This window comes from Proteus sp. fly-1067, assembly GCF_040139345.1.
GTDB classification, from domain to species: domain Bacteria; phylum Pseudomonadota; class Gammaproteobacteria; order Enterobacterales; family Enterobacteriaceae; genus Proteus; species Proteus vulgaris_B.
In genome coordinates, this window is sequence record NZ_JBEEUL010000001.1 from 524267 (window position 1) to 537638 (window position 13372).

12 protein-coding genes are annotated in these 13372 nt (G+C 39.2%); 9 read left to right on the forward strand and 3 right to left on the reverse strand.

Annotated elements, in window-relative coordinates; genetic code table 11:
* The gene (gene mepM / locus ABN217_RS02440; protein ID WP_349439051.1) at positions 1-1326 is read left to right on the forward strand and encodes a murein DD-endopeptidase MepM; all 1326 of its coding nucleotides are present in this window, start codon (positions 1-3) and stop codon (positions 1324-1326) included.
* 105 nt (positions 1327-1431) lie between these two features.
* Positions 1432-2406 (forward strand): lauroyl-Kdo(2)-lipid IV(A) myristoyltransferase, encoded by a 975-nt coding sequence (lpxM, locus tag ABN217_RS02445; RefSeq protein WP_196554183.1) that lies wholly within the window; start codon positions 1432-1434, stop codon positions 2404-2406.
* A 75-nt stretch (positions 2407-2481) separates the two neighbouring features.
* Here lpxM and pyk read toward each other — a convergent pair whose 3' ends face one another.
* Positions 2482-3924, reverse strand: a complete 1443-nt coding sequence (gene pyk, locus ABN217_RS02450) for a pyruvate kinase (RefSeq protein WP_072068204.1) — start codon at positions 3922-3924, stop codon at positions 2482-2484.
* Positions 3925-4156: 232 nt separating this feature from the next.
* Positions 4157-4999 carry a MurR/RpiR family transcriptional regulator gene (locus ABN217_RS02455; protein ID WP_196554184.1) on the reverse strand — a complete coding sequence of 281 codons (843 nt, stop codon included), beginning with the start codon at positions 4997-4999 and terminating at the stop codon, positions 4157-4159.
* Positions 5000-5349: 350 nt separating this feature from the next.
* Here ABN217_RS02455 and zwf point away from each other — a divergent pair, with 350 nt between their 5' ends.
* The 4 genes from zwf to ABN217_RS02475 all read left to right on the forward strand — a co-directional run bounded on the left by zwf (position 5350) and on the right by ABN217_RS02475 (position 9401).
* Positions 5350-6825, forward strand: coding sequence for a glucose-6-phosphate dehydrogenase (zwf, locus tag ABN217_RS02460; RefSeq protein ID WP_072068202.1), 1476 nt, complete (start codon positions 5350-5352; stop codon positions 6823-6825).
* A gap of 574 nt (positions 6826-7399) precedes the next feature.
* Positions 7400-7840 carry a multidrug/spermidine efflux SMR transporter subunit MdtJ gene (mdtJ, locus tag ABN217_RS02465; protein ID WP_072068468.1) on the forward strand — a complete coding sequence of 147 codons (441 nt, stop codon included), beginning with the start codon at positions 7400-7402 and terminating at the stop codon, positions 7838-7840.
* 2 nt (positions 7841-7842) lie between these two features.
* Complete coding sequence (gene mdtI / locus ABN217_RS02470; RefSeq protein ID WP_196554185.1) at positions 7843-8175, forward strand: multidrug/spermidine efflux SMR transporter subunit MdtI; 333 nt, start codon at positions 7843-7845, stop codon at positions 8173-8175.
* Between the two features lie 260 nt (positions 8176-8435).
* A complete protein-coding gene (locus ABN217_RS02475; RefSeq protein WP_196554186.1) occupies positions 8436-9401 on the forward strand; it encodes a lysozyme inhibitor LprI family protein in 966 nt (321 codons plus the stop codon).
* A gap of 66 nt (positions 9402-9467) precedes the next feature.
* Here ABN217_RS02475 and ABN217_RS02480 read toward each other — a convergent pair whose 3' ends face one another.
* The gene (locus ABN217_RS02480; protein WP_098942664.1) at positions 9468-9812 is read right to left on the reverse strand and encodes a RidA family protein; all 345 of its coding nucleotides are present in this window, start codon (positions 9810-9812) and stop codon (positions 9468-9470) included.
* 83 nt (positions 9813-9895) lie between these two features.
* Between ABN217_RS02480 and yoaA the strand changes: the two genes are divergently transcribed.
* The 3 genes from yoaA (at position 9896) to ABN217_RS02495 (ending at position 13316) form a co-directional block, all read left to right on the forward strand.
* Entirely contained in the window at positions 9896-11839 is a 1944-nt protein-coding gene (gene yoaA / locus ABN217_RS02485) for a DNA repair helicase YoaA (RefSeq protein ID WP_082151759.1), read from the forward strand.
* Positions 11840-11931: 92 nt separating this feature from the next.
* A complete protein-coding gene (gene tsaB, locus ABN217_RS02490; protein WP_349439046.1) occupies positions 11932-12633 on the forward strand; it encodes a tRNA (adenosine(37)-N6)-threonylcarbamoyltransferase complex dimerization subunit type 1 TsaB in 702 nt (233 codons plus the stop codon).
* A gap of 86 nt (positions 12634-12719) precedes the next feature.
* The gene (locus ABN217_RS02495) at positions 12720-13316 is read left to right on the forward strand and encodes a Slp family lipoprotein (protein ID WP_072068197.1); all 597 of its coding nucleotides are present in this window, start codon (positions 12720-12722) and stop codon (positions 13314-13316) included.
* Positions 13317-13372 lie beyond the last annotated feature (56 nt).

Genomic DNA, 13372 nt, shown 5'->3' on the forward strand with positions numbered 1-13372 from the left:
GTGCAGCAGAAGAAATCCATTGCACAGGTATATTTAAGTTTACCACTCCCACATAAAATCATGCTTGGTTCGTTAACTGCAGCAACATTGGCCGTCGCGATTTGGCGGCCAGTGGTTCTTCAAAATGAACAAAGTCGAGAAGTTCCTGTCAGTATTCAAATGCCTCTTGCTAATCAAGGCGAAAATACCGATGACATCATCACAGATAGTAGCGATCAGCTTACAGACGAAGGCTTGGTTGGTGCAGATGATGGTATTGATGCAAGTACAACAGTCGCACAAGTTCCTCATACTTATATTGTGTCTAGTGGCGATTCGTTAAGCTCAATACTGACTCAGTTTGGTATTGATTCTGCTGATATTGCGACTATCTCTAATCAAAATAAAGATCTCAGAAATCTCAAAATTGGGCAACCAATTAGCTGGGAACTTGATGATAGTGGGTTACTTCAAGAATTAAGCTGGGGTGTTTCTCGTCGCGAAACTCGCGTTTATACTCGTACAGAAGCGGGTTTTAAAGAAACAAAAGAATTCCAGAAAGGGGAATGGAAAAATAGCGTAACGACTGGTGTTATTCGAGGCAGTTTTTCTGTTAGTGCAACAAACGCAGGTTTAACTAACGCTGAAGCACGCGCTGTTACTAAAGCATTACAATGGCAAGTAGACTTTAAAAAATTACAAAGTGGTGACCAATTTGCGGCACTGTTTTCTCGTGAAGTGCTTGATGGGCGCACTGAGCAAAGTGAGCTAATTGGTGTCCGTTTACGTAGTGCCGGTAAAGATTATTATGCGTTCCTTGCTGAAGATGGCCGTTTTTACGATAGCCAAGCAGGTGGATTAGAACGCGGGTTTATGCGTTTCCCAACGGTCAAACAGTTTAGAGTGTCTTCTCAATTTAATCCTCGTCGTATTAACCCAGTTACAGGACGTTTAGCGGCTCATAAAGGTGTCGATTTTGCTATGCCAGTGGGTACACCAGTATTAGCAACAGGGGATGGTGAAGTGATTGTGGCAAAATATAGTGGTGCCGCAGGTAACTTTATCGCTATTCGCCATGGTAGCCAATACACCACGCGTTATATGCATTTGCGTCAATTATTAGTAAAACCAGGGCAACGTGTTAAACGTGGCGATAGAATTGCGTTATCAGGTAATACAGGGCGTTCTACAGGACCTCATTTACACTATGAACTGTGGATCAACCAACAAGCAGTTAATCCATTAACGGCAACATTACCTCGAGCTGATGGTTTAACAGGCAAAGATAAGCAAGAATACCTAGCTAAAGTCAAAGAGATTAAGCCTCAATTAGTGCTAGCCGATTGACAATAAACACGATTTTAAAGACATAAAAGCGGATGATTGATATCATCCGTTTTTGTTTTAACGTTTTTTACGCCTATTAGGGGTGTCAGTTCAGAGAGTTATCTGATGAATAAAGAAAAAGATACAGATAGCAAAGCGGGTTATGTGCCTACTTTTCACCGTGCATATTTACATCCTCGTCACTGGGGAACTTGGATAGGTGCTGGTGTTTTAAGTGCATTGGCTTATATGCCAGTTAAATGGCGTGATCCATTTCTTGCTTCTATTGGTCGTTTTGTTGGGCGTAAAGCGAAAAGCGCAAGACGTCGTGCAGATATCAATTTGAGATACTGTTTTCCAAAATGGGATAAAACACAACGTGAAACAGTTCTTGATAGTATGTTTGAAACGGCTCCTCAATCCTTTGTAATGTTAGCAGAGCTTTGTTTAAGAGGGCCTGAGCACATATTAAAACGAACAAGCTGGCAAGGCTTGGAGATCATCGAACGTTTTAAAGAGCAAGGCCGTAATGTCATTTTTATGGTGCCACATGGTTGGGCAGTTGATATCCCTGCAATGTTATTAGCAGCCAAAGGCCAGCAAATGGCGGCTATGTTCCACCACCAAAAAGATCCCGTGGCTGATTATTTATGGAATAAAGCACGCCACCATTTTGATGGACGATTACATTCGCGCGAAGCTGGCATTAAGCCATTTATTTCTTCTGTTCGACAAGGCTTTTGGGGATATTATTTGCCTGATCAAGATCATGGCGCAGAGCATAGCCAATTTGTGGATTTTTTTGGTACATATAAAGCAACATTACCTGCGATTGGGCGTTTAATGAAAGTATGCCGAGCCGCTATTGTGCCTTTGTTCCCAGTCTATTGTCATAAAACACATCAACTTCACATTATTATTCGTGAGCCGATGGATGATATTGAAGATAAAGATGATGCGTACATTGCACGTAGAATGAATGAAGAGTTAGAAGCACTAGTGGCACCAACCCCTGAACAATATACTTGGATCTTAAAATTACTGAAGACACGTAAAGAGGGCGAAATAGAGCCTTACTCGCGTGAAAATATATTGGATTAGTCAGTTAATAAGTAAATATAAAAAACGGGCACTTAATTAAGTGCCCGTTTTGTTATTAAGATTTACAACTGGGTATTATTCAACCGTCAAAATACGGCATGTATTAGTGCTACCGATTGTACCCATAAGGTCACCTTGAGTGACTAGCACTAAATCGCCAGAAACTAAGAAACCTTTATCACGCAAACGAGAAATTGCTTCGTTAGCGGCAGCAATACCATCAGTGTGAGTACTACAGTAAACAGGCGTAACACCACGATAAAGTGCTGTTTGATTTAGTGTTTTCTCATGGCGAGACATTGAGAAAATAGGTAAACCGGTGCTAATACGAGACATCATGCGTGCAGTACGGCCTGATTCTGTCATCGCAATAATCGCATTAACGCCTTTCATGTGGTTAGCGGCATACATAGTGGACATCGCAATTGCTTCTTCCACGGTATCAAACACCATATCTAAGCGATGCTTAGAAACATTAGCCGCAGGCATTTTTTCAGCCCCTAAACAGACTTGTGCCATTGAAGCGACTGTTTCTGCTGGATATTGTCCTGCTGCAGTTTCTGCCGAAAGCATAACGGCATCAGTGCCATCTAACACCGCATTAGCAACGTCCATAACTTCTGCCCGAGTTGGCATTGGGTTTGTTATCATTGACTCCATCATTTGAGTAGCTGTGATAACAACACGATTAAGCTGACGAGCACGGCGAATTAATTTTTTCTGCACACCAACAAGTTCAGGATCGCCAATTTCAACGCCTAAATCACCACGAGCTACCATCACAACATCGGATGCCATAATGATTTCATCGATAATTTCATCATTAGCTACCGCTTCAGCTCGCTCTACTTTAGATACGATTTGACATTCACAACCTGCATCACGGGCTAAACGCCGAGCGAGGTTAAGATCTTCACCTGTTCTTGGAAATGAAACAGCAAGATAATCGACACCAATTTTAGCTGCCGTAATAATATCTTGTTTATCTTTTTCTGTTAATGCATCTGCAGAAAGACCGCCACCGAGCTTGTTAATTCCTTTATTATTAGATAAAGGGCCACCCACAGTGACTTCAGTAAAGACTTTTAGTCCATCAACTTTGAGAACTTTTAACTGAACGCGACCATCATCGAGTAGCAAAATATCACCAGGAACCACATCGGCAGGTAGGCCTTTATAGTCAATGCCGACTTGATTTTGATTGCCTTCACCTTTTTCAAGGGCGGCATCAAGCAAGAATTTATCACCGACATTCAGGAAAACTTTTCCGTCTTTAAATGTAGAAACACGGATTTTAGGGCCTTGTAAATCTCCAAGAATAGCAACATGGCGACCCAATCTTGCTGCAATTTCACGCGTACGATTAGCGCGAGCAAGATGATCTTCCGCAGAACCATGAGAGAAATTTAATCGAACAACATTTGCACCAGCAATAATAATTTTTTCTAAGTTATTATCACGATCTGTTGCTGGGCCTAAGGTGGTAACAATTTTTGTTCTTCTGAGCCGTCTGGACATGTATTACTCCGTTGACCTTGAACGAAAAGGTGTTGGCTATTGGATAAAACAGAAATTAGACAATATTTTATCCAATATGTTAAGTGAAACGCATCAAGCTAATTGCAACATACACTACTGTTTTCATCATATGCGAGAGTTAGCTCGCAGATATGCTACCAGTTTTCAAAAAGTTATCTAGTCAGGGGCACAATAGGAAGTGTGACAATACTAACAGAATAATTAAAAACGGTTACTTATCAAACCGTGAATCACGTAAAGCTTCTTTGACGCGCTTCAAGTTATCTCTGAATTTTGGTCCTCGACGTAAAATAAATCCTGTCGCGAGAACATCAATAATAGTGAGTTGTGCAAGGCGGGAGATCATTGGCATGTAGATATCAGTATCTTCAGGCACATCAAGTAAAATAGGAAGGGTGGCTTCAGAGGCTAAAAGTGAGCCGGGTGTCGTAATAGCAATCACTGCAGCATCGTTTTCACGTGCAATTTTAGCTATTTCAACGAGATTTTTAGTCCGCCCCGTATGGGAGATAACCACGACAACATCACCATCAGCGCTATTGATACAACTCATACGCTGCATAACAACGTCATCAAAGTAAGTAACAGGAATATTAAAACGAGAAAACTTGTTCATGGCATCATGAGCCACGGCCGCTGATGCGCCTAAGCCAAAAAAAGAGATTTTTTTAGCTTGTGTCAAAATATCAACTGCACGATTGATTGCGGCGATATCAATATTATTTTTAACGTTCTCAAGTCCCGCCATGGCGGATTCAAAAATTTTATTGGTATAAGAAGAGACTGTATCAGAATCATCAATATTACGATTTACATAAGGCGTGCCGTTAGCAATGCTCTGTGCTAATTGTAATTTAAAATCAGGAAATCCCTTGGTTGCCATGCGACGGCAAAAGCGATTAACCGTGGGTTCGCTGACATCAGCGGTTTTAGCCATTAAGGCAATACTAGAATGAATAACAGTTTGTGGTGCAGTTAAAACAGCTTCTGCAACTTTTTTTTCTGATTTACTCAAGATGTCCAGATTAGACTGAACCCTTTCCAATATATTCATTAAATATACAGATCCTTGGCTTTGCCAATTTCAATAAAAGGAGAAATCTATAACGGTTTTATGAAAATATACTACGCAAAGAACAAGGCTTGCAGTGCAAACCATCGGTAAACAGGGCTTTTTTCGTTAAAGTATGACGTGTGTCTAACTTTCAAAGCTGAAAATCAGAAACAAAACTGTTGTAAAGTTACAAGAAAGGATAAAACACTAGACATAAAATGAAGCGTTACAATATGTGTGGTAAGTTAGAGACTAAATGTGCGAGCGTATTTACTGAATACACCCAAAAGAGTACATTAATACAAAATTCTGTAACAAAATTACAAAATCTCATCATGAGGAGACGTACTATGGCAGCGATATCGACTGCTCAGGCCTGTGATCTGGTTATCTTCGGTACGAAAGGGGATCTAGCACGCCGCAAGCTTATTCCATCATTATATCAATTGGAAAAAGCAGGATATATTCACCCTGACTCTCGCATTATTGGTGTAGGTCGTGCTGATTGGGATGCCGAGGCATATAAAAATGTTGCCCACGAAGCATTAAAAACTTTTTTAAAAGAAGAAATTAATCCTGAAATTTGGCAGCGTTTAAGTGATCGCTTAGATTTTTGTAATCTTGATGTCAATGAAACAGACCATTTCATTGAGCTATCAAAGCACCTCAAACAAGACAAATTACCCGCTATTTACTACTTTGCAATGCCACCAAGTACCTTTAGTGCAATGTGTAAAGGTTTAGGCCATGCAAAACTTAATAAAGAGCCAAACCGTGTTGTGATGGAAAAACCATTGGGCACAGACTTAGCGTCTTCTGTTTCTATCAATGATAGTGTGGCGAAATACTTTAAAGAGAGCCAAATTTATCGTATCGACCACTATTTAGGTAAAGAAACAGTTTTAAATCTATTAGCACTGCGCTTTGCAAACTCACTGTTTGTTAACAATTGGGACAATAAAACGATTGATCATGTCCAAATAACTGTTGCAGAAGAAGTGGGTATTGAAGGGCGTTGGGGATATTTCGATCAAGCGGGTCAAATGCGTGACATGGTACAAAATCACCTGTTGCAGATCTTAACGATGATAGCAATGTCACCACCAGCTGATTTAACCGCTGATAGTATTCGTCAAGAAAAAGTGAAAGTCTTACGTTCATTGCGTCGTATTGATAACACTAATATTCGCGAAAAAACGGTTCGTGGGCAATATACGGGTGGTTTTGTACAAGGTAAGAAAGTGCCAGGCTATCTTGATGAAGAAGGTGCAAATAAAACCAGTCATACAGAAACTTTTGTCGCTATCCGTGCTGATATTGATAACTGGCGCTGGGCAGGGGTTCCGTTTTATCTAAGAACAGGTAAACGCCTACCAAGTAAATGTTCAGAAGTTGTGGTTTATTTTAAAAAACCGGCACTCAATATTTTTAGTGAAACTTATCAAGAGTTACCACAAAATAAACTGACTATTCGTTTACAACCAGATGAAGGTATTGATATTGAGGTGCTGAATAAGGCACCTGGTCTTGATCATAAACATCGCTTACAAACTACGAAACTGGACTTGAGTTTCTCTGAAACATTCAATCAAACACATTTAGCAGATGCTTACGAACGTTTATTGTTAGAAGCAATGCGTGGTATTCAAGCATTGTTCGTACGCCGAGATGAAGTAGAAGAAGCGTGGAAATGGGTTGATTCAATTATTAATGCATGGGAATGCGACAATGAACTGCCTAAGCCTTACCAAGCGGGTACATGGGGACCTGTTGCATCTGTTGCAATGATCACTCGTGATGGTCGTTCATGGAATGAAATTGAATGATTGATTTTGATTTTCCATTCTAACGAAAAATACCCAGCTATGCTGGGTGTTTTTTATCAGCTAAATACCTTTAAGCATAATTACAGCAATTTAGATGAATAAAACTACTGAAGGATCGTAAAATCACTGATTAACTATGCAATTTGATTTTGGTCAGAAACTAAAACTTAAATAAAACCAATCAATTAACAAAAATATTTTGCGAAAAGGCATTGCTTTAAATAATTCGGCGTGATAGAAATATCATGTAACATTTAACCATCTTATATGAGGGTTCGGAGTATATCGTGCGGATGGTCTGTGCGATGAAAGAATAAATAATCATGACTAGCGCCAAAAGCGTCAAAGTTAAACGTTCTACCTATAAGTTATTCCTTTCTGCTATTTTATCCAGCGAACACTACTGGTGTGGCGCATTATAGAAATCTCTCATCTTAATTCCTGACGCAATCAGGAAATGACGTTGCCTTAACGTTCGGCTTTTATTGCCGCCAGAAAGACTATCTACATATTCTTTATCTTCCTGCGCAAGAAACGTTTCGGCGTATTTCAAATGTGTATGAGAGATGAAAAAATGATTTATTGGATATTTTTAGCATTAGCTATCGTTTGTGAAGTTATCGGTACTTTATCAATGAAGTACGCCAGTGTAAGCGGTGGCTACACCGGTATGATAGTGATGTGGTTAATGATTGCCACTTCCTATATCTTTTTAGCCATAGCCGTTAAGAAAGTGGCATTAGGTGTAGCATATGCACTATGGGAAGGTATTGGAATTGTCATTATTACGACATTCAGCGTTCTGTGGTTTGGTGAATCGCTGTCACCATTAAAGTTAGGTGGTCTAGCGATGTTAATTGCAGGGATCACGCTTATCAAATCCGGTACTAAAAAATCGGCTGTTGCTAAGAAAACAACCGATTCGGTAAAAAGTATCGCGGGTAAAGCCAAGCACGTTGCGAGTGCCGTAAAAGGAGCGAATAAGCCAATTCCTGCCAATATCAAGGAGGCTTAATTATGCTAGCTCAATTTGAATGGTGGCATGGTGCGTTCCTAATACTTGCCGTAGTGCTTGAGATTATTGCCAATATATTTTTAAAAATGTCTAACGGCTTTAGCCGAATGGGATTAGGAATCTTATCACTGTTTTGTGTGTTAGGTGCGTTTAGTGCACTAGCAATGGCAGTCAAAGGGATAGAGCTTTCAGTTGCTTATGCACTTTGGGGAGCATTCGGTATTATTGCAACTATCGCTGCCGGTTGGATCTTATTTAATCAGAGGCTCAATTATAAAGGATGGGGTGGAATTATATTATTACTGGTTGGTATGGTAATGATTAAATTTGCTTAAATCTACTTAACATAATAAGTGAGATTTTGATAAAGATAGTAATCTGATTATCACAGCACAAAGTAAGTTATATAAAAAAGCTGAGTTCTTTCTGAATTCAGCTTTTTTTATGCTCAAGAAAAGGTTGATCTATTGGGTGTAGTTAATATTGATGTTTTAGAGAGTCGTTAAATAAAGTGAAATTAAAAATATTTAATATAAAATAAACTTAACTATTTTACACTTACAATTTAGCTATTTAAGATTATCGGAATATGACCATGAAACTAAAATATATTGCTTTATGCTTTCCTCTCTTGTTAACGGCGTGTGGAGAAAAAACAGAGCCTATTGGTTGCTCTTCAGAATTAACACAAGTTTCTCTTATTGAAGCATTGAAAAAAACAGCACTAGAAGAAGTTTCTCATCAAACGAGCCGTTATTCTGATGTAACTAATCAATTAAAACGAACAACATTAGAAGAAATGAGTTTTAACGTGTCTGAAATAATGACTAAATCTAATGATCCAAACAGTACGATGAAATCTTGTTCAGCAATGGTTTCAATGACATTACCAGCAAATAATTATGAAACATTGCACGACTATTATCGGATGGAATTTAATCGTAATCTTGATAAGACACTTGAAGACTTTTCATTAGAACAAAATGCTAATACTTTCTCAGCAAGGATTGATTATACCACTCAACCAACGGATGATAATAAAACGGTTTTTGTGAATATTTCAGCTAAAAACAGTATTTCAAATGGTGCCGCTTTTGTTTCTGCTCTTTCTATAATAAAACCAATTAGAGAACAACAAAGAATATTGCAACAACAGCAAGAGCAAGAATTACAAAAGAGACAAGAAGAACTTCGCCAACAGCAAGAATTGACGCGTCAACAACAACTATTAGACCAACAAGCAGAGCAAGGATCACTACGTCAACAGGCGTTAGAGCAACAAGAAGTTCGTCGTCAAAGACAGGCTTTGCAAGAAACACCAGTACTTTCACTTTCTCAAGCAAAACAAGATTTTCTTACAGCAGATGCTGAATTAAATAATAGATGGCAAAGTTTAAGTAGTGAACAAAGAAAAGCTTTATTGTTAGGCCAACGTCAGTGGATAAAAAATAAAGATCTTATTTGTGGGAAAGTAACATCTGAAGGCAGTGATGAAAAATTAGCAAAAATATACAGTTGTCATGCAGAGACAATAAAAAATAGGATACCTGAGTTAAAATAACATTATAAAAATACGTTAAATCAAAGAAAATAAGCACCTATAAAAGTAGGTGCTTAATAAATGTATTTACATTGCTGCAATAATTTTAATTTCGACTTTATATTCAGGGTGCATTAATTGTGCTTGCACAGTACAGCGTACAGGCGCGCTACCTTTAGCAACCCAAGCATCCCATGCTTTATTCATTCCTTCAAAATCGGCTTTATCAGCTAAAAATATTGTCGCATCAAGAATTTTAGTTTTATCAGAACCTACGCGTTGTAATAAAACATCGATTGCCGCTAATGTATCTGCTGTCTGTTCAATAATATCGCCCGATAGATTCTCTGGTACAGCGGTGTAATAAATAGTGTCATTATGAATAACCGCTTCAGACCAGCGATCTTCGGGATCGATACGTTTAATTGTCATTGAGTTCTCCTTTGTATTAACGGCATAGGTGGTACTTTTGATTATCCACTGGCATAATTTACGTCTTATTTTATAAAAAGAGTATGCCTGTGTCAGACGATTTTGCAGAAAACGGGATTTTAACCCGAACTATTCCTGGATTTCATCCCCGTGAAGCTCAACGACAAATGGCGAAATCAATAACAGATATTATTGATAAGCAGGGTGTACTTATTGCGGAGGCTGGTACGGGAACGGGGAAAACCTATGCTTACCTCGTACCTGCTTTGCGTTCAGGTAAAAAAACCATTATTTCAACAGGCTCTAAAGCCTTACAAGATCAACTCTATAGCCGGGATTTACCGACAATCATTGAAGCAATTAATTATGATGGCAACACGGCCTTATTAAAAGGGCGTTCAAATTATTTGTGTTTAGAGCGGCTCGATCAACAAATGCTCAGTGGTGGTGATCTAGAAGCCGAAGTATTATCTGACGTGATGTATGTGCGCCAATGGTCAACACAGACAGAAGATGGTGATGTTAGCCGTTGTCATAGTGTTGCAGAAGATAGTCGAGTTTGGCCTCTAGTCACGAGCACTAACGATAACTGTTTAGGAAGTGATTGTCCTCGCTATAAAGAGTGCTATGTTCTAAGCGCACGTAAAAAAGCAATGGATGCAGATATTGTCGTCGTTAATCACCATTTATTTATGGCGGATACTGTCGTTAAAGATACTGGTTTTGGTGAATTAATTCCGGAAGCTGAAATTATGATCTTTGATGAGGCTCATCAAATTCCGGATATTGCCAGCCACTATTTTGGTCAACAACTTACTAGTAGGCAGCTTTTTGATCTCGCTAGAGATATGACCGTTGCTTATCGCACTGAAGTGCGTGATCAAGTTCAATTGCAAAAAAGCGCCGATCGATTAACTCAAATGGTAATGGATTTTCGCTTAGTATTAGGTGAAACAGGCTATCGAGGTAATTTACGAGAACTGCTACAGGGTGGTGAAACAAAACGTTTTCTTACGTTACTGGATGATGCGCTAGAACTAAGTTATGACGTTATGAAGCTATCGTTAGGGCGAAGTCAATTACTTGATAGTGCTTTTGAACGAGCCACTGTTTATCGCAATCGCTTAAAACGTCTGATTGATACCACAATTCCGGGCTATAGTTACTGGTTTGAAAGTTATGGGCGTCATTTCTTACTGGCTATTACGCCACTTTCTGTTGCAGATAAATTTCGTGAATTAATTAAATCACATAAAAGCAGTTGGGTATTTACCTCGGCAACACTCTCTGTAAATGAACAAATGTCTTATTATACAGATAGGCTAGGTTTAGAAAATGCAACAACATTGATTTTAAATAGCCCCTTTGATTATCAACATCAAACATTATTGTGTGTACCGCGTTATTTGCCACCCTTAAATCAGCCTTATACGGCGAAACGTTTAGCCGCCATGCTAACGCCAGTTATTTTAAAGAATCAAGGACGCTGTTTTTTCCTTTGTACTTCACATGCCATGATGCGTGGACTTGCCGAAGAGTTTAAAGCCAGTTTGCCATTACCTGTATTGATGCAAGGGGAAATGAGTAAAACACAATTACTGCAAAAATTTGTCTCATCAGGAAATGCACTTTTGGTTGCAACTCAAAGCTTTTGGGAAGGGGTTGATGTGCGCGGTGATACATTGTCTTGTGTGATTATTGATAAATTACCTTTTACGGCACCAGATGATCCTCTATTAAGAGCACGTATTGAAGATTGTGAATTACGGGGTGGTGATGCATTCAGGGATGTGCAAATTCCGGATGCTGTAATTAGTTTAAAACAAGGTGTTGGACGATTAATTCGTGATGTACACGATTATGGCGCAATTATAGTGTGTGATGATAGATTGGTTTCTCGTGCATACGGAGAGGTTTTTTTAAGCAGTTTACCCCCTTCACCACGAACACGTTCTCTTGAAAAAACCATGAGTTTTTTGAGCCAACGCGCACAGCAGAATGAAAAACAAGAAATATTGGGTTCATAATAGCGACCGCACAGAATGTGTGTTTATTCTGTCGAACACTATTATGATATTATTCTTTCTCTTTTAATTATCGAATTTGCCGGAGTTATGGCGTGTCACTGCGAATTTTAGCAATAGATACTGCAACAGAATCTTGTTCAGTTGCAGTTTGGAATGAAGGCGTTGTTGCTTCACGTTTTGAGATCTCACCTCGTGAACATACACAAAAGATTTTACCTATGGTCAAAAGCGCCTTAGAAGAAGCGAACTTAACATTGCAATCATTAGATGCCCTTGCTTTTGGGCGTGGTCCAGGCAGTTTTACTGGGGTTCGTATTGGTGTTGGTGTTGCACAAGGTATCGCGTTGGGTGCTGAATTACCCATGATTGGTATATCATCACTTGCCACCATGGCAGAAGGTGTATTTAGAACAACAGGGATCAAGCAGGTTTTAGTCGCAATAGATGCACGTATGGGTGAAATTTATTGTGCTCAATATCAACGTAACGACGAAGGGATTTGGTTAGGTGAAGAAACAGAAGCTGTGATGAAACCTGAACACTTTGTTGAAGCCTTACAATCAACCACGGGTACTTGGGCAATGGCGGGTACGGGTTGGCAAGCCTATACTGAATTAAAAGAGACATTGCCTTTTACCGTTGTTGAAACTGATATTACATTGCCGGCGGCACAAGATATGCTACCGCTTGCAGTTACTGCTTGGCATGAAGGAAAAGCCACAAGAGTAGAAGAGGCTGAACCTGTTTATTTGCGTAACGAAGTTACGTGGAAAAAACTACCTGGTCGTGAATAGATTATGAATATCTATTAGAAATTACAGAGTAAAGCTATAATAATATTATAGAGTAACGTCAATAATGACTTGCAATGAGGTGGTTTATGAAAAGACAATTAAACTACCGTTTGGTAAGCAAAACACTATTTTTGTCTGGTGCTTTGTTTCTAACGGGATGTGTCTCAATACCTGAATCAATAAAAGGAACATCAGCAACGCCTGTCACTGATTTAAATGGTATTTTTGTAGCACCTGAACTTTATGTAGGTCAAGAAGGTCGTTTTGGCGGACGTGTGATTGATGTTAAAAATCTTCAATCATCCACACAGCTAGAAATTGCCGTTATGCCACTTTCTCAATATGATGCAGCACCTGAATTACAACAGCCGTCTATTGGGCGTCTCTATGCAAATGTCATGCATTTCTTAGATCCTACAGATTATAAAAACCAGTATGTAACGGTAGTTGGAACGATTAAAGGCGTTGAAACAGGAAAAGTTGGGGAAGCGAGCTATCCATTTTTACGTATGGATGTAACAGGAATGAAACGTTGGACACTGACACAGCAAGTGATTATGCCAGCACCTGTTATGACATGGGGATATTATGGTGATGGCCCATATTGGGGTTATCATCATGGATATGGTGGTTATGGTGGATATCCATATGGAACTGGTCAGGTTGTGCCCGTTTTAGAATAAAAAATGGGTTTGTAATCGCATGACAATATAATATTTCATCTCCAATTGGGTGAAAC